General features: G+C 65.1%; 18 protein-coding genes. 13 read left to right on the top strand and 5 right to left on the bottom strand.

Going from position 1 to position 16,404, the window contains the following annotated elements; genetic code table 11:
• The first annotated feature begins 13 nt into the window (after positions 1 to 13).
• The 8 genes from ACUJB0_RS26450 to ACUJB0_RS26415 all read left to right on the top strand — a co-directional run bounded on the left by ACUJB0_RS26450 (position 14) and on the right by ACUJB0_RS26415 (position 9,677).
• Positions 14 to 3,670, top strand: coding sequence for an EAL domain-containing protein (locus ACUJB0_RS26450; RefSeq protein WP_444847838.1), 3,657 nt, complete (start codon positions 14 to 16; stop codon positions 3,668 to 3,670).
• Between the two features lie 75 nt (positions 3,671 to 3,745).
• Positions 3,746 to 5,641 (top strand): alpha/beta hydrolase family protein, encoded by a 1,896-nt coding sequence (locus ACUJB0_RS26445; protein ID WP_444847837.1) that lies wholly within the window; start codon positions 3,746 to 3,748, stop codon positions 5,639 to 5,641.
• Positions 5,642 to 5,709: 68 nt separating this feature from the next.
• Entirely contained in the window at positions 5,710 to 6,450 is a 741-nt protein-coding gene (locus ACUJB0_RS26440; RefSeq protein WP_444847920.1) for a substrate-binding periplasmic protein, read from the top strand.
• Positions 6,451 to 6,513: 63 nt separating this feature from the next.
• Positions 6,514 to 6,924, top strand: coding sequence for a phasin family protein (locus ACUJB0_RS26435; RefSeq protein ID WP_444847836.1), 411 nt, complete (start codon positions 6,514 to 6,516; stop codon positions 6,922 to 6,924).
• Between the two features lie 144 nt (positions 6,925 to 7,068).
• Positions 7,069 to 7,734: a TetR/AcrR family transcriptional regulator gene (locus tag ACUJB0_RS26430; protein ID WP_008446927.1), complete on the top strand. Its 666-nt coding sequence runs from the start codon at positions 7,069 to 7,071 to the stop codon at positions 7,732 to 7,734.
• 17 nt (positions 7,735 to 7,751) lie between these two features.
• Complete coding sequence (locus tag ACUJB0_RS26425; RefSeq protein WP_444847835.1) at positions 7,752 to 8,534, top strand: tetratricopeptide repeat protein; 783 nt, start codon at positions 7,752 to 7,754, stop codon at positions 8,532 to 8,534.
• A complete protein-coding gene (locus ACUJB0_RS26420; RefSeq protein ID WP_444847834.1) occupies positions 8,534 to 9,070 on the top strand; it encodes an LOG family protein in 537 nt (178 codons plus the stop codon). The genes ACUJB0_RS26425 and ACUJB0_RS26420 overlap by 1 nt, the downstream gene beginning before the upstream one ends.
• 220 nt (positions 9,071 to 9,290) lie before the next feature.
• Positions 9,291 to 9,677, top strand: a complete 387-nt coding sequence (locus ACUJB0_RS26415; protein WP_444847833.1) for an RNA polymerase sigma factor — start codon at positions 9,291 to 9,293, stop codon at positions 9,675 to 9,677.
• Here ACUJB0_RS26415 and ACUJB0_RS26410 read toward each other — a convergent pair.
• Entirely contained in the window at positions 9,628 to 10,146 is a 519-nt protein-coding gene (locus ACUJB0_RS26410) for a YgjP-like metallopeptidase domain-containing protein (RefSeq protein ID WP_444847832.1), read from the bottom strand. The genes ACUJB0_RS26415 and ACUJB0_RS26410 overlap by 50 nt on opposite strands.
• Positions 10,147 to 10,224: 78 nt before the next feature.
• On the opposite strand from ACUJB0_RS26410, the gene ACUJB0_RS26405 reads away from it, so the two are divergent.
• Positions 10,225 to 10,575, top strand: a complete 351-nt coding sequence (locus ACUJB0_RS26405; RefSeq protein WP_444847831.1) for a VOC family protein — start codon at positions 10,225 to 10,227, stop codon at positions 10,573 to 10,575.
• Here ACUJB0_RS26405 and ACUJB0_RS26400 read toward each other — a convergent pair.
• Genes ACUJB0_RS26400 through ACUJB0_RS26390 form a run of 3 tightly spaced genes read right to left on the bottom strand, consistent with a single transcriptional unit; the run spans position 10,572 to position 12,486 of the window.
• Entirely contained in the window at positions 10,572 to 10,937 is a 366-nt protein-coding gene (locus ACUJB0_RS26400) for a cupin domain-containing protein (protein WP_444847830.1), read from the bottom strand. The genes ACUJB0_RS26405 and ACUJB0_RS26400 overlap by 4 nt on opposite strands.
• A gap of 47 nt (positions 10,938 to 10,984) precedes the next feature.
• Entirely contained in the window at positions 10,985 to 11,815 is an 831-nt protein-coding gene (locus tag ACUJB0_RS26395; RefSeq protein ID WP_444847919.1) for an AraC family transcriptional regulator, read from the bottom strand.
• Between the two features lie 56 nt (positions 11,816 to 11,871).
• Positions 11,872 to 12,486: a hypothetical protein gene (locus ACUJB0_RS26390; protein ID WP_444847829.1), complete on the bottom strand. Its 615-nt coding sequence runs from the start codon at positions 12,484 to 12,486 to the stop codon at positions 11,872 to 11,874.
• A gap of 127 nt (positions 12,487 to 12,613) precedes the next feature.
• On the opposite strand from ACUJB0_RS26390, the gene modA reads away from it, so the two are divergent.
• From modA to ACUJB0_RS26370, 4 genes are read left to right on the top strand one after another with little or no spacing between them, the layout of a single operon-like run.
• The gene (gene modA / locus ACUJB0_RS26385; protein WP_444847828.1) at positions 12,614 to 13,357 is read left to right on the top strand and encodes a molybdate ABC transporter substrate-binding protein; all 744 of its coding nucleotides are present in this window, start codon (positions 12,614 to 12,616) and stop codon (positions 13,355 to 13,357) included.
• Between the two features lie 4 nt (positions 13,358 to 13,361).
• The gene (modB, locus tag ACUJB0_RS26380; RefSeq protein ID WP_444847918.1) at positions 13,362 to 14,048 is read left to right on the top strand and encodes a molybdate ABC transporter permease subunit; all 687 of its coding nucleotides are present in this window, start codon (positions 13,362 to 13,364) and stop codon (positions 14,046 to 14,048) included.
• Between the two features lie 2 nt (positions 14,049 to 14,050).
• On the top strand, positions 14,051 to 14,752 hold the full coding sequence (locus ACUJB0_RS26375; RefSeq protein ID WP_444847827.1) for an ABC transporter ATP-binding protein: 702 nt from the start codon (positions 14,051 to 14,053) through the stop codon (positions 14,750 to 14,752).
• Entirely contained in the window at positions 14,742 to 15,554 is an 813-nt protein-coding gene (locus ACUJB0_RS26370) for a TOBE domain-containing protein (protein WP_444847826.1), read from the top strand. Before ACUJB0_RS26375 ends, ACUJB0_RS26370 begins: the two co-directional genes overlap by 11 nt.
• Here ACUJB0_RS26370 and ACUJB0_RS26365 read toward each other — a convergent pair whose 3' ends face one another.
• On the bottom strand, positions 15,555 to 16,352 hold the full coding sequence (locus tag ACUJB0_RS26365; protein ID WP_444847825.1) for a helix-turn-helix domain-containing protein: 798 nt from the start codon (positions 16,350 to 16,352) through the stop codon (positions 15,555 to 15,557). It lies immediately after the preceding gene.
• Between the last annotated feature and the right edge of the window lie 52 nt (positions 16,353 to 16,404).

The raw sequence follows: 16,404 nt of genomic DNA, 5'->3' as shown, positions 1-16,404 counted from the left end.
AGGGGAGCCCAACGTGTCGGCACGCATCCTGATCATAGAAGACAATGCCACCAACATGGAGTTGATGGTGTACCTGCTGCGCGCGTTCGGCTACGAGCCGCTGTCGGCCGCCGACGGCGAGGCCGGTGTGGCGGCGGCGCGGCGCGAGGTGCCGGACCTGATCATCTGCGACGTCCACCTGCCCAAGCTGGACGGCTACGGCGTGGTGGCCGAGCTCAAGGCCGACCCCGCGCTGCGCCACATCCCGACCCTGGCCGTGACCGCGCTGGCGATGGCGGGCGACCGCGAGAAACTGCTGGAGGCCGGCTTCGACGGCTACATCGGCAAGCCGGTCGAGCCGGACACCTTCGTGACCCAGATCGAGTCTTTCTTGCGCGGGGCCGTGTCGTCCCCGGTTAAAAGCGACACCGCCACCATCCTGATCGTGGACGACCACGTGCTGAACCGCGAGTTCCTGATCACCCTGCTGGGCTACGGCGGCCACCGGCTGCTGGAGGCCGCCAACGGCGCCGAGGGCCTGACCATGGTGCGCGCCGAGAAGCCCGACCTGGTGATCTCCGACATCCTGATGCCCAACATGGACGGCTACGAGTTCGTCACCCGCCTGCACAGCGATCCGCAGACGGCCGACGTGCCGGTGATCTTCTACACCGCCACCTACCGCGAGCGCGAGGCGATGGCGGTGGCGCAGTCGTGCGGCGTGCGCTGGGTGCTGCCCAAGCCTTCCGATCCGGAAGTGATCCTGCGCACCGTGCACGAGGCGCTGGGCCTGGCCGAGGCGGACGCGCGCGAGCCGCTGCCGGCGTTCGCGCCGGAGCCGCCGCAGGAGGGGCGCTTCCACAACATCGACGACAAGGTGGCCGAGTACCTGGACGAACTGGAGTCGAGCAGCCAGCAGCTGTCCCAGCTGGCCCAGGAGACCGATGAGCGCGGGCCGCAAAACCTGACCCGCATGACGCAGCGCCTGACCAGCTCGCTCTCCAGCCTGCAGGCGGTGAGCCTGCGGCTGACCGCGCTGATCGAGCTGGGCATCGAACTGGGCGCCGAGCGCGACCCCGGCGCGCTGGTCGAGATCGGCTGCCGGGTGGCGCAGAACATCTGCGTGTCCAAGTACGCGTGCATCGGCGTGCTGCAGGCGGACGCGGCCGAACTGTCGTATTTCGCCAGCTGCGGCGCCGGCGTGCCGGGCCGGCAGATCGCGCAGGCGCCGCGCGCCGGCGTGCTGCGCGGCCTGCTGGAGCAGCGCCAGCCTTGCCGCATCAACGACCTCGACGGCGACCCGGCCGCCATCGGCCTGCCGGCCAGCCATCCGCCGGTGCATTCCTTCCTGGGCGTGCCGATCGCCTCGCGCGAGCGCGTGCACGGCTGGCTCTACCTGGTCGACAAGCTGGGCGCGGACGGCTTCTCCGAGGTCGACGAGCGGGTCGCCGCCACGGTGGCGGCGCAGATCTCGGTGGCCTACGAGAACCTGCTGCTGTACGAGGAGATCAAGCGCCACCACGCCCAGCTGACCCTGGACATGAACGCCCGCATCCGCCTGGACGAGGACCTGCGCCGCTTCCGCCTGGCGATGGACGCCACCGCCGACGCCATCTTCCTGGTCGACCGCGCCGGCATGTGCTTTGTCGACGTCAACGTCACCGCCTGCCGCATGCTGGGCTATGAGCGCGAGGACTTCCTCAAGGTCGGCCCCGGCAAGCCGGGCGACGCCGAGTTGAACCGGCTCGAGGAGCTGTACGAGAAACTGCTGTCCGGCGACCAGAGCGGCGCCATGACCGAGCTGCTGCTGTACCGCAAGGACGGCTCGCCGCTGTCGGTGGAAGTGCAGCGGCGCACGCTGCGCTCCGGCCCCAGCTGGATCCTGGTGGCGGTGGCGCGCGACATCACCGAGCGCAAGGAGGCCGAGCAGCGCCTGCTCAAGCTGGCCCACTTCGACACGCTGACCGGCCTGCCCAACCGCAGCCAGTTCTACGATTCGCTGAGCCACTCGCTGCGCCAGGCCAACGATCACAAGTGGTCGCTGGCGGTGCTGTTCCTCGACGTCGACCGCTTCAAGAACGTCAACGACACGCTGGGCCACACCATCGGCGACGAGCTGCTGCGGCAGTTCTCCAGCCGGCTGGTCGATTGCCTGCGGGTGCGCGACACCATCGGCCGCTTCGGCGGCGACGAGTTCGCCGCGATCCTGATGCTGCCCGAGGGCGCGCAGAACGCCATCGCCGTGGTCGACAAGATCCGCGAATCGATGCGCCGGCCGTTCGACCTGAAGGGCCACGAGGTGACGGTCACGGCCAGCATCGGCATCTCGGTTTACCCGGACGACGGCGCCGACCCCGACACGCTGATCCAGTACGCCGACACCGCCATGTACCGCGCCAAGGAGGCCGGGCGCGACGCCTTCCGCTTCTTCACCTCGGAGATGAACGCGCAGTCGCTGGCGCGGCTGGACCTGGAGAACGCGCTGCGGCGCGCCATCGACAACGAGGAGTTCGTGCTGCACTTCCAGCCCAAGGTGCACATCGGCACCGGCCGCATCAGCGGCGCCGAGGCGCTGATCCGCTGGCGGCGCCCCGGCCACGGCATGGTGTCGCCGGCGCTGTTCATCCCCATCCTCGAGGAGACCGGGCTGATTGTGCGGGTCGGCACCTGGGTGCTGCACGAGGCCTGCCGCAAGATCGCGCTGTGGGGCAAGTCCGGCGTGGGCGCGGTGCACCTGTCGGTCAACGTCTCGGGCATCCAGTTCTTCGTCGGCGGGCTGGAGGAGGAGGTGCTCAAGGCCATCAAGAAACACGACATCGCGCCCGAGCTGCTGGAGCTGGAGCTGACCGAAAGCTCGCTGATGTCCAACGCCGAAGAGACCATCACCGTGCTGCAGAATTTGAAGGCGCTGGGCATCAAGATCTCGATCGACGACTTCGGCACCGGTTATTCCTCGCTGGCCTATTTGAAGCGCTTCCCGATCGACAAGCTGAAGATCGACATCGCCTTCGTGCGCGAGGTGACCAGCAACCCGGACGACGCCGCCATCGTGCTGGCCATCATCAACATGGCGCACAGCATGAAGCTGGAGGTGATCGCCGAGGGCGTGGAGAAGGACGCGCAACTGGCCTACCTGCGCCGCCACGGCTGCGACGAGATGCAGGGCTACTACTTCAGCCGTCCGCTGCCGGAGGAGGAGTTCGAGCAGATGCTGCGCGAGGGCCGCTTCCTGCAGACGCCGGCCGAGGAAAACGTGGTCGAGCAGCAGACCCTGCTGATCGTCGACGACGACGCCTTCATGCTCGACGTGCTGACCGATTTTCTGTCGCAGGACGGCTACCGCATCCTGACCGCGCAGACCGCGGCCGAGGGCTTCGATGTGCTGGCGCAGAACCGGGTGCAGGTGATCCTGTGCGACCAGTGCATGCCGCTGATGAGCGGCACCGAGTTCATGGAGCGGGTCAAGAACCTGGCGCCGGACACCTTCCGCATCATGCTGTCGGCCTACGCCGACCTGACGCCGATCATGGCCGCCATCAACCACGGCGCCATCGACCGCTTCTACACCAAGCCGTGGAAGGGCGCGGTGCTGCGCGAGAACATCCGCGAAGGCTTCCGCCTGCACGCGCAAGTGCACGGCGGCCCGCCGGCGCGGCTGGCGCAGCCGGTCGTCGAGGACGTCAAGGAGTAGTGCCTCCGAAAAAAAATTAATTCCCTTTGGTATTTTCTGCCACAATGCCGTATTGATAACTTTTGCGGGGTGGGCATGAAGGGGATGTCGGTTGCGATACTGGCGTTGTTGGTGGCGTCGCGCGCCGCGCTGGGCGGGCCGCTGACGGTCGAGCAGGCGGTCGAGCCGTTGTCGACCTATGCACTCAGCTTGTCGCCGGATGGCAAGCACATCGCCGGCATCGGCTACAACATCAACAACAGCGGCCTGATTCTTTACGATACCGCGACTTTAACGCCGCGCATGATCTACGAGGGCAAGGAAGTCGAGGAAGGGTATTGGAGTTTTCAAAAGGCGCCGGTCGCCGTCACGTGGGTCGATAACGACCTGCTGGCGGTGGATTACGGCATCAGGGCCGAATCGATACGTCTGGACGGAACGAAGGTGGCCGGCCTGGGCGAGAAGGTCATCGGCAAGGCCGAGCGTGGCAACACTGCATCGCCGAATATGCTGGTGTACACCGACAGGGAAGACGGCGACATCGGGCTGGTCAACGCGCGCACCGGCGCGATGAGGAAATTCAGCTACCCGAGCGGCAAGGCCATCAAATGGGCCTTCGACAAGCGCGGCGAATTGCGCGCGGTAACCCTGGTTAACTCGGCCTTCTGGAAAGACGTCTCCAAGGTCTCCAACTGGTACAAGCCTTCGGCCGGCGCCGAGTGGGAAAAGCTGGCGGAGTTTTCCATCACCGAGGATTACTGGGCGCCGCTCTACGTGCCTGACGAACCCAATACGCTGGTGGTCTCCTCGCGCTCCGGCCGCGACACCTACGCCATCTTTGCCTACGACACCAAGCATCGCGCGCTCGGCGAATTGATGGCGGGCCATCCAACGGTGGACATTGTCAGTGTCGATGGCATAGACCAGGCCTCCTTTGAGCAGGTCTCGACGCGTGGCATGAAGCCGCAGCAAGTCTGGTTCAATCCGGCTTGGGATGCGGTCCAGCGAGCGATCGACCAGGCGCTGCCAAAGCGGTTTAACCAGATCAGTGGAAATCCCAAGGGCATGGTGCTGGTGCGGTCCTCCAGCGACGTGGATCCGGGCTCATGGTATCTGCTGGATGTGACCAGCGGGGAGCTGCGCCTGATCTGCGTGACCAAGCCCAAACTGGCCGGCGTCGATATGCGGCCCATGGAAACATTTAAATACGCCGCCGCCGATGGTTTGAGCATTCCGGCGTTCCTGACCAAGCCTTCGGACAAGCCGGGCGCCGTGCCGTTGGTGGTGTTGATACATGGCGGCCCCACGGCCCGCGACTACTGGGGATGGAACGAGGAAGTGCAGATCCTTGCGGCGCATGGCTACGCCGTGTTCCAGCCTCAATTCCGCGGCTCCAGCGGCTTTGGCCGGCGGTTCGAGGAGGCCGGGTTTGGCCAATGGGGCTTGTCCATGCAGGACGATATAACCGCCGGGGTGGAGTATCTGATCAAGCAAGGCATCGCCGATCCCAAACGTATCTGCATTGCCGGCGCCAGCTACGGCGGCTATGCGGCATTGTGGGGGCTGGTGAAAACGCCGGACCTGTATCAGTGCGGCGTCAGCTTCGCCGGCGTCTCCGATATCGAATTCATGTTCCGTGACCGCTCGGACAGGACCGAAGACAAGGTGATGCGGGAATTCATGTTGACCCGCATCGGCGACGCCCGGTCGAACAAGGAGCGGTTCGATGACGTCTCGCCGCTCAAGCACGCCGACCGTATCAAGGCGCCGGTCCTGATTATGCATGGCAAGGAAGACGTCCGGGTGCCCATCGCACATGCCGAGAAAATGAAGGAGGCACTCGAAGAGCAGCACAAGAAGGTGCAATGGCTCACCTTCGAGAAGGAAGGGCACGGTTTGTATTATGTGAATAACGAGATCGCTTATTACAAAACGTTGCTGGAGTTCCTCGACAAGTACATCGGTCCGGCAAACGTCGCCGCCACGCCATAGTTTTCTCCAGCAAACTGGCTTAATATCAGCCTTATCGATGGTCGAGTTCGAGGTTGGTGATGCGCGTGATGTCCTGTTTGTCGCTGTTGCTGCTGTGCGCCGGCCTGGCGTCGGCCGCGCCGGACGTGCCCGTGCTGAAGATCTACGGCATGGACAGCAAGCCGGTCAGCTATGCCGACGCCGGCCAGCCGGCCGGGTTGGCGGTCGAGCTGGCGCACCGCATCCAGGACAAGCTGGGCCGCCACGACGCGATCGACATCGTGCCTTGGGTACGGGCGCAATCGCTGGCCGAGGCCGGTCCCAACGTGCTGTTGCTGACCGTGGTCCGCACCCCGGAGCGCGAGCGGCAGATGCAGTTTGTCGGGCCGATCTTCACGTCGCGCCTGGTGGCCTACGCCGTCAAGGGCCGGCTGGCCGAGCTGCGGCGCCACGATCCCAGCCTGTACAAATTGCACGCCGGCGCGCGGCGCGGCAGCATCTTCGCCAACACGGCGCGCGGCCTGGGCTTCAACCTGACCGACGAAACCAATACCTCCGAGATCGCCGCCAAAATGCTGATGAGCCGGCGCTTCGACCTGTGGTTCGACGGCGAGGAACTGATGCCCGGCGCCATGGAGCGGGCGGGACACCGGCCCGCCGAAGTCGAGGTGGCGCTGCGGCTGGGCACGGCCGAGGTGTATTTCGCCTTTTCCAGCGGCACGTCGAAGGAGCTGGTCGAAGCCTGGGCCGGCGCGCTGCGCGAGCTCAAGCGCGACGGCAGCCTGCAGAAAATCCAGCACAAGTGGCTGGCGTTTCTTCCCGAGCATTAGAAAACCTTCTCTAGTTTTGCCGACTACAATAAAATATCGGCAATGCAAATTCGGGAAGTTCACATGGCAAAGAAGTTGAAGCGGCATGACGATCAGCAAACGGCTGAAGTGGTCCGCATGTCGTCGCAGGAAATCTGGCAGGCCGGCTTGAGCGCCTTCGCCAAGGCGCAGGAGGAAGAGGGCAAGTTCTTTTCCATGCAGCTGTTCGAGGAACGCGTGCTGCGCGCGCTGAGCTCGATCGGCGTGCCCACCGCCAAGGAGGTCGAGGCGCTGACCCAGCGTGTCGACGAACTGACCCGCCAGGTGATCGCGCTGGGCGGCACGCCGGCCCCGGCCAAAAAGCCCGCTGCGGCCAAGGCGGCAGCGAAGGCCCCGGCCAAGCCCGCCGCCAAGCCGGCCGCCAAAAAAACCGCCGCCGCGCCGGCCGAGGCCAAGCCCCCCGCACGCGCACGGGCCAAAACCAGCGCGAAATAGCAGCGAATTAGCCGCCGTTGGGCGGCCGATAGCCGCATCTTTCGGCATTGAGCCGGCATATGCGCGTAAAAGCACGTGCGGATGTTTCTAAGATAGTGACATCGGTGTTATGCTTGCAGGAGAATAAACAGAGGTTTCCTTGCTATGCTACAAAAAGCACCCCGCCGTACCCGCGAACGCATACTCGAACTGTCGCTGCGCTTGTTTAATGAATTCGGCGAACCCAACATCACCACCACGGTGATCGCCGAGGAGATGAATATCTCGCCGGGGAATCTGTACTACCATTTCCGCAACAAGGACGACATCGTCAACTCGATCTTCGTGCAGTTCGAGGCCGAGATCGAGCGCATCCTGACCGTGCCCAACGGGCGCCGCTCCAACATCGAGGACGTATGGCTGTACCTGCACCTGATGTTCGAACTGATCTGGCGCTACCGCTTCTTCTACCGCGACCTCAACGACCTGCTGTCGCGCAACCGCAAGCTGGAGCTGCACTTCAAGCAGATCCTGGCGCACAAGATCAAGGTCGCCAAGCAGCTGTGCGAAGACCTGCGCAGCGAAAAATCGCTGGAAGCCTCCGACACCGCCATCGACGCCATGGCCACCAACATGGTGGTGGTGGCGACCTATTGGCTGTCGTACGAATACGTGCGCAATCCGCGCAAGTACAGCGAGCAGCAGTCGATGGCCGATGCGCTCGCGCGTGGCTGCTATCAGGTGCTGTCGCAGATCGGTCCATATCTGCGCAACGAAACCAGTTTGCTGTTCCAGAAACTGTCCGAAGAATACCTGAAGAAGCTCAAGTAAAGCTGACGGAGACTGTCATGGCGTGGAACCTCTTTCCGTATCCCGACCCCGCATACCAGTACACGCCCGCCAGCCTGGAGGCGGCCTGGCCGTTGCTGCACAGCGGCGACCAGGAACCGTTCCCGACCCACCCGCTGCTGGTGCAGGCGTGGATCGCCTTCCATGCCGGCGAGTTCGAGCGGGCCGCGCGGCTGGGGCTGGATGTCGGCGTGAACGGCTACTCGGTGGCGCACAAGGCCATCTGCATCTACGCGCACTACCTGGAGCGCAGCCCGCAGAAAAAACTCGCCACCTTCGAATGCGTGGCCGAGCGCTGCGAGCGGCAGCAACTGGAGCAGCCTGGCAATTCGGCCGGCTTTTACTGGCACGCCTACGCGCTGGGCCAGTATTCGCAAGGGATCTCGGTGGTCAAGGCGCTGGCGCAGGGCCTGGGCGCCAAGGTGCGCAACAGCCTGGACACGGCGATCCGCCTGACGCCGCAGCGCGCCGACGCGCATATCGCGCTGGGTGTGTACCACGCCGAGATCCTCGACAAGGTGGGCGCCATGATCGGCGGCCTGACCTACGGCGTCAAAAAGGAAGAATGTTATAAACAGTTTCAGATCGCGCTGTCGCTGACGCCGGAGTCGGCGATTGCCCGCGTCCGCTATGCGCGCGCGATGCTGATGTTGGAAGGTAAAAAGAAGCAGGCGGAGGCGATCAGCCTGTGCGAAGAGGCCGCCCGCTGCCCCATCCGCGATGCGATGGAACGGCTCGATTCGGACGCGGCCAAACGAGAACTGGAAGAGGAAAAACTGTAGTGAAAGCAATCTGCGTGTATTGCGGCGCCAACGCCGGTGTGAATCCTGTGTACGCCGAGGCGGCCCGCGCGCTGGGCCGGGCTTTGGTCGAGAACAACCTGTCGCTGGTCTACGGCGGCGGCAAGGTGGGCCTGATGGGTGTGATCGCCGACGAGGTGCTGCGCCTGGGCGGCGAGGTGACGGGCGTGATCCCGACCGCGCTGGTCGAGCGCGAAGTGGGCCATACCGGCCTGACGCGCCAGTTCATCGTCAAGGACATGCACGAGCGCAAAGCCATGATGGCCAAGCTGGCCGACGGCTTTATCGCCATGCCGGGCGGCATGGGCACGCTGGAGGAATTGTTCGAGATGCTGACCTGGTCGCAGCTGGGCATCCACGCCAAGCCGATCGGCCTGCTGAACGTGGACGGCTTTTACGATGGCCTGACCGGCTTCATCGAGCATGCCAGCGAGCAGGGCTTCATCCGTCCGCAACATGCGGCGCTGATGATGTCCTCGCCGGACGGCCAAGCTTTGCTGCAAATGCTGAGGGCTTGAGCCTCGCCCGCAAATAAATATTTTTGCGGGACCGATCCGTTTTGTCGCGGTTCGTCGTCTTACAGGAAACAGGCCCGATCGGCGGGCCTGGCCAACCCGAGACGAACCATGACTACCTTGATGAATTCCCTGACTGTCGATCCAAAGCTTGCCGCTTTTGCTACGATCGACTCGATCATGGGCGATGTCGTCCATGCGGCCAAGGCTTAGACAGGCGGACATGGACGATGTGATGCTTGAAAAACTGCTCGGCGAAATGCGACCCAGGCTGCATCGCTACTGCGCCCGCATGAGCGGTTCGGTGATCGACGGCGAGGACATCGTCCAGGATGCGCTGGCGAAGGCGTACGCGGCGCGCGCATCGTTCGGCGGGCTGGACAATCCGCAAGCCTGGCTGTACCGCATCGCCCACAACGCCGCGCTGGATTTCCTGCGCCGCCGCGCGCGCATGCCGCCGATGGAGGACGAGGACGAGCTCGCCGTCGAATTCGCGGACGGCCAGGTCATCGGCATCCGCGATTTCCTGTACGCGCGCTACGCGATGGAGGGGCTGGAGATTACTCCGCTGGGCTCCACAGGCGCTTGCCCGACTGGTCCAGCTCGGTGAGGTAGAGCCGCAGGTCGAATTCGTACTGGTGGTAGTTCGGCTCCATGTACGTGCACAGCTTGTAGAAGGCCTTGTCGTGCTGCTTCTCCTTGATGTGCGCGAGCTCGTGCACGGCGATCATGCGCAGGAATTCGATCGGCACTTCCTTGAACAGCGTCGCCACGCGGATCTCGTGCTTGGCCTTGAGCTTGCCGCCCTGGACGCGCGAGATGGACGTGTGCAAACCCAGCGCGTGATTGATCACGTGGATCTTGCTGTCGTACTCGACCTTGTTGATCGGCTCGGCGTTGCGCAAATGTTCATTTTTCAAATCCTGCACGTACTGGTACAGTGCCTTGTCGGTGCGCAGCTCGTGCGCCTTGCTGTAGCGCTTGAGCAGCACTTCGCCCAGCCGGTTCTGGGCCAGGAGTTGCGACACCTGCTGCTGGGTTTGTTCGGAATAGGCGCTGAGGTACTTCAGGGAGGACATGTTGTGGCACGGCTGGAAAGAATCGAGGCGTGAATGTACCACAGCTGACGGACCTCCCATCAATGAAAGGAGTGAAACATGCGGGTAACACGAATAGTGAGCAACATCGCCACGGCGGATACCGAGGCGGCCAAGGCATTTTATGGCGGCGTGCTGGGCTTGTCGGTGGTGATGGACCACGGCTGGATCGTGACGCTGGCGGGCGAGGGCGAGGCTGCGCCGCAGATCAGCTTTGCATCCGAGGGCGGCTCGGGCACGCCGGTGCCGGACCTGTCGATCGAGGTCGATGACCTGGATGAGGCCCACCGGCGCCTGGTCGCCGCGCGCGTGCCGCTGGAGTACGGCCCGGTCAGCGAGCCGTGGGGCGTGCGGCGCTTGTTCGTGCGCGATCCGTTCGGACGGCTGCTGAACATCCTGTCGCACAGCTAGCCGAGCTGCTGCGCGATGGAGCGGGTTTTCTCGGTGACCGTGTCGCCGGTGTGCAGCGTGGCTTTCTTTTCGATCAGCATGAGCAGGCATTCCTGCTCCGCCACCGGATTGTGGCGCACGCCTTTTGGCACGACGTAAGCCTGCCCCTCGGACAGTTCGACCGCGCCGTCTTCCATCTCGATGCGCAGCCGGCCCTTGAGGATGAAGAAGAGTTCGTCCTCGGCCTCGTGGCTGTGCCAGGTCAGCGAACCGAGCACCTTGGCGACCTTGATGTAGTTGTCGTCAAGGTCGCCGATCACGCGCGGCGACCAGTGTTCGGACAGCGCGGCTGCGCTGGCGGCGGGGGAGAGGACTTGCTTCATGGCGGTTCCTGTGGGGACGATGGAGCGGCCACTGTAGCCTGCCGCGTTCAGCGAGTCTTGAACGTTTGTGCGTCCGCGTTCAGGCGCAGCCAGCGGGCCGGCGGGATGCCGTAGGCCGCGACGAAATGGCGTGTCATGTGCGGCTGGTCGGCGAAGCCGGCATGGACCGCGCTGTCGGCCAGCGGCATGCCGCGCAACATGAGCCGGCGCGCCAGTTCCAGGCGGCGCAAGGTCAGGTAGCGGTGCGGACTGGTGCCGAAGAATTGCCGGAAATCGCGCGACAGGCTCCAGCGATCGCGGCCGCTGGCTTGCGCCAGCTGGTCCAGCGTCAGCGGCGAGAGCAGGGCGTCGTCAATATGTTCGCGGGCGATCTGGGCGGCGCGGAAGTCGCCGCCCGCCGGCGCCGGCTGGCCGGCCACCAGGCGCAGCGCGGTGGCGACGTTGACCAGCGCGTCGTCGCGTTCCATTGCATCGGGCGCGGAGTCGAAATTATTCAGCAGGGCGCGCGCCGCCTTGACCAGCCTGCGGTCGCCGGAGACGCCGCCATCGATGAACGGCAGCGGCGCGCCGCCCAGCACCTGCTGCAGCAACGCCGGCGCCAGGTAGGCAATGCGGTAGTGGAAGCCGTCCCTGGTGCCGGCCTGGCCGTCGTGCAGTTCGTCGGGATGCAGCACCAGCGCCTGTCCGGACAGGCTGTGGCGCATCGACGACCGATAGCGGAACGATTGAACGCCGGACATGGTCAGGCCGATGGCGTAGCTGTCGTGGCGATGCGCGCCGTACGCCGCGCCCTGGAAGAACGCTTCGAACAGGTCCACGCCCTCGGCCTGCCGGCCGTGGCGCAGCCAGTCCGTGCGTTGACGTGGCGGCAGGCTCATGGCCGGCCGCCGGCGTGGTTCGATTCCTGCCACATGCCGCTTCCTTTCACGCGATGCTATCCCGGATGCGCGCCGGCGGCGCGGGCCTGGTTGATCCCGGCTTGGCAGCTCGCGAGCGCGGTGGCGAACTTGGCGCGCCCGGGCTGGGGCTCGTTGGGATAAATGTCCGAATGTATCTGATGATAAACCGTGTGGTCGATGACGAGGTAGCGCTGGTAGAGATCCGTTTCCTCGCCGGAGTCGCCGGTCACGAAGCCATACACGGTTTCGTTGCAGTACAGGCCGTCACCGAGTGCCACCGTGACCGGTGAATTGCCGAATGCCAGGCTCATGGCACAGAAGAGCAAGGCCAGCAGCCATGCGACGCCGGCCACGAGACCGATGACGGCGCCCAGGATCCTCGGGCGGCTGTCGATGGAATAGAGCACCTGCACGCCGGCCGCGATCAGCGCGAGGGCGATGGCCATTACATTGGCGGCGTGACCTGCAAACGAAAATCCCGAAACCGCCGCCGCCGCGACGGCCACGACCAGGCCACTCAGGCACAGGTGGCGCCGCGCCGTCACGGTGCCGGCGGCGTCGAGCTTGGCCCCGCGCAGCCGCACCAGGGGCAATAGCAGCGCGGCCAATATGCCCACCGCGAACAGGGCAAGCAGTGCTTTAAAGAGCATGGGATGCAATCATGGTTTTTAAATAATATTTCAGCATAACATTCCTAGTCCCTTGTGCGTAGTGCCGGAACCGGACTATCGCTATATAATCGAGTTTATTGCGATTCATTACTTAAAGGAAAAATCGATGCGTGCGTTGAAACTTGGGGTGGTGTTGATGTTGGCGGCGACGGGCGCCTCGGCTGCGGAGATCACGGTGTCGGCTGCGGCCAGCCTGACCAATGCCTTCAAGGAAATCGGCGCCGCCTACGAGAAGGAGCACGCGGGCGACAAGGTGCAGTTCAATTTTGCCGCCTCCGATCCGCTGGTGCAGCAGATCGCCAAGGGCGCGCCGGTGGACGTGTTCGCCTCGGCCGACCAGGATGCGATGGACAAGGCCGACACGCTGAAATTGCTGGCCCCGGCCAGCCGCAGGAACTTCGCCAGCAACAGCCTGGTGCTGATCACGCCGCTGGCCGCCACGCTGCCGATCAAGGGCATCGCCGACTTGCAGCAGGCCGGCGTCGCGCGCGTGACGATGGGCAACCCGGCCAGCGTGCCGGTGGGGCGCTACACCAAGCACGCGCTGGAGCAGGCCAAGCTGTGGGCGGCCGTCGAACCCAAGGCCATCTACGGCGCCTCGGTACGCCAGAGCCTGGACTACGTGGCGCGCGGCGAGGTCGATGCCGGCTTTGTCTACGCCACCGATGCGGCCGTGATGAAGGACAAGGTCAAGGTGGTCGCCACCGTGCCGACCGAGACCCCGGTCAGCTATCCGATCGCGGTGATCGCGGCGGGGCCGCAAGCGGCGACCGGCCGCAGGTTTGCCGACTATGTGCTGTCGTCGTCCGGCCAGGCGATCCTGGCCAAGTACGGTTTCGGCCGCCCGTAACGTGATAAACGGTTTTCTCGCCGAACCGGCATGGATCGCGTTGCGGCTGTCGCTGAAGGTGGCGTGCTGGGCGACATTGCTGGACCTGCTGTTCGGCGTGGCGCTGGGCTATCTGCTGGCGCGCAAGCGCTTTCCGGGGCGCGAGCTGCTGGATGCGCTGCTGACGCTGCCGATGGTGATGCCGCCGACCGTGCTGGGCTACTATCTGCTGGTGGTGATCGGCCGCCATGGCGTGATCGGCGCGTGGCTGCAGCGCACCTTCGGCATCAACCTGATCTTCACCTGGCAGGCGGCGGTGATCGCGGCGGCCGTGGTGGCGTTCCCGCTGGTGCTCAAGGGCGCGCGGGCGGCGTTCGAGACGGTCGACACGCAACTGGAGCAGGCCGCCAGGGTGCTGGGGATCTCGCCGTTCGGCGTGTTCCTGCGCGTGACGCTGCCGCTGGCCTGGCGCGGCGTGCTGGGCGGCGCCTTGCTGGCCTTCGCGCGTTCGATGGGCGAGTTCGGCGCGACGCTGATGGTGGCCGGCAGCATCCCCGGCAAGACGCAGACGCTGTCGATCGCCGTGTACGAGGCCGTGCAGGCGGGGCAGGACGACAGCGCCAACCTGTTGGTGATCATCACTTCCGTGGTCTGCATCGTGGTGCTGATCGCGGCGAACAAATTGACGCCTAACCGCAACCCGCAGGCTTGAGCATGCAAATCAATATCGACATCGGCAAGACCCTGCGCTCCGGCTCGCGGACCTTCGAGCTGCGCGCGCAGCTGACGTCGAGCAGCCAGCGCATTGTGATCTACGGCCCGTCTGGCGCGGGCAAGAGCCTGCTGCTGAAGGCGGTGGCCGGCCTGAGCACGCCCGACCGCGGCCACATCGAGGTGGCGGGCCGCCGCCTGTTCGACAGCGGCGGCGGCATCGACGTACCGGCGCAGCGGCGCCAGCTGGCCTATCTGTTCCAGGACTACGCGCTGTTCCCGCATTTGAACGTGCGGCAGAACATCGCCTTCGGCTTGCAACGCGGCTGGCGCAACCCGCTGGCGCGGGTCGACGGCGACGCGGTGCGCTACTGGCTACAGGCGTTCGAGCTGGAACATGTGGCGCATCAGTTGCCGCATCAACTGTCCGGCGGCCAGCGGCAGCGGGTGGCGCTGGCGCGCGCGCTGGCGCCTGAGCCGCAGGCGCTGCTGCTGGACGAACCGTTCGCGGCGCTGGACCCCGGCCTGCGCCAGCGCATGCGCGCCGAGCTGGACGCGCTGCAACGCCGGCTCGGCATTCCGATGCTGCTGATCACGCACGATCCCGAGGATGTGCGCGCCTTCGGCGACCATGTGCTGCGGATGGAAAATGGTAGCATGGCCGAAATCAGGGATATGGACATCGTGGAGCGCAATGAAGCCTGAAGAACAAGCAATGGCCTTGCAGGGCAATGTGTGGCTGACCGTCGGCGGCCAGAAGCTGGGCGGGCAGGACCGGATGGCGTTGCTGGCGGCCATCGCCGAACACGGTTCGATCACGGCCGCCGCCAAGGCGGTCGGCATGAGCTACAAGGGCGCGTGGGACGCCATCGAGGCGATGAACAACCTGGCCGGCGAGCCGCTGCTGGAGCGCCTGGCCGGCGGCAAGGGCGGGGGCGGCACACGGCTGACTTCGCGTGGCGCGCAGCTTGTGGAAAATTTCCGTAAAATCGACGAAGCGCATCGCCAGTTCGTGGCGCACTTGAGCAGCCAGTCGCACGCGCTGGCCGATGATTTTCTGTTGATACAAAGGATGAAGATGAAGACCAGCGCGCGCAACCAGTTCAGCGGCAAGGTGGTGACGCTCAAGGAAGGCGCGGTGAACGATGAGGTGACGCTGGAAATTGTCGGCGGCCAGCACATCGTCGCCACCATCACGCGCGACAGCAGCGACAGCCTGAGCCTGGTGGAAGGCGCGGAGGCCTTCGCGCTGATCAAGGCGTCGTCCGTGATCGTGGTGACGCAGATGGGCGGCGCCCGCTTCTCGGCGCGCAACCGACTGACCGGGAAGATCACGCGGGTGCAGGTGGGCGCGGTCAACACCGAGGTCAGCATCGAGCTGCCGGGCGGCGGCGCCATCGCTGCCATCGTCACGCGCGACAGCGGCGACGCGCTGGAACTGCATGTGGGCATGGAGGCGACCGCGATCTTCAAGGCTTCCAGCGTGATCATCGGCACGCCGGCCTGATCAGGTGTCGAACTGGGCGAAGCGCGCCGGCGTGACGCCCAGGATGCGGCGGAACAGGGCGATGAAGCTGCTGACGCTGTCGTAGCCCAGGCTCAGCGCCACGGTCGTCACCGAGGCGCCGCCGTTGAGCAGTTCCATGCCTTTTTGCAGGCGCGCCACCTGGCGCCATTCGACCAGCGACATGCCGGTCTGGTCGCGGAAGTGGCGGGTCAGGGTGCGGCGCGACCAGCCCAGCCTGGCGGCCCATTCGTCGAGGTCGGTTTCATCGGCGGGATTGTCGGCGATGGCCGCCGCCATCGCCTGCAGGCGCGCATGGCGCGGCATGGTCAGGTGCAGCGGTTCCTCGTCGGCGGTGCGGATCTCGTCCAGGAACACCGTCAGCAGGCGCCGTCCGGCGGCGTCGGCCGGCATGCCCTGGGGCCAGGAGCACATTCGCTCCAGCAGCGACACCGCCAGCGGCGACATGCGCATCACGCGCGACTGTGCCGGCAGGTCGGCGCACAGGGAGGGCGCCAGATGGATGGTGTAGCCGGCCAGGCCGGGCTTGAAGGTGTTGGCGTGGGCGCTGGCGCCGTGCGGCATATTGGGCGGTATCCAGCCCAGCCGGCCACGCGGCAGCACCTGGCGCACGTCGCCGGCCTCGACCACGATCACGCCTTGCAGCGGGATGTACAGCTGCCCCTCCGGGTGATGGTGGGTGTGCGTGGTGCGGTCGGTGTTGTGGTCGGCGTGCTGCGCGGACACGATGACGGGCATCTCGTCCGTCAGGCGCTTCTCGCCGTAATAATTACTGCCCATATGATTTTGGCCCGATTGCGATATTACTTGTCTGTCGCCAGTTAGTGTTTGT

It is taken from the genome of Duganella caerulea, assembly GCF_040362985.1.
Lineage (GTDB): Bacteria > Pseudomonadota > Gammaproteobacteria > Burkholderiales > Burkholderiaceae_D > Rugamonas > Rugamonas vulcania.
This window is presented reverse-complemented; position numbering and strand designations above follow the sequence as displayed.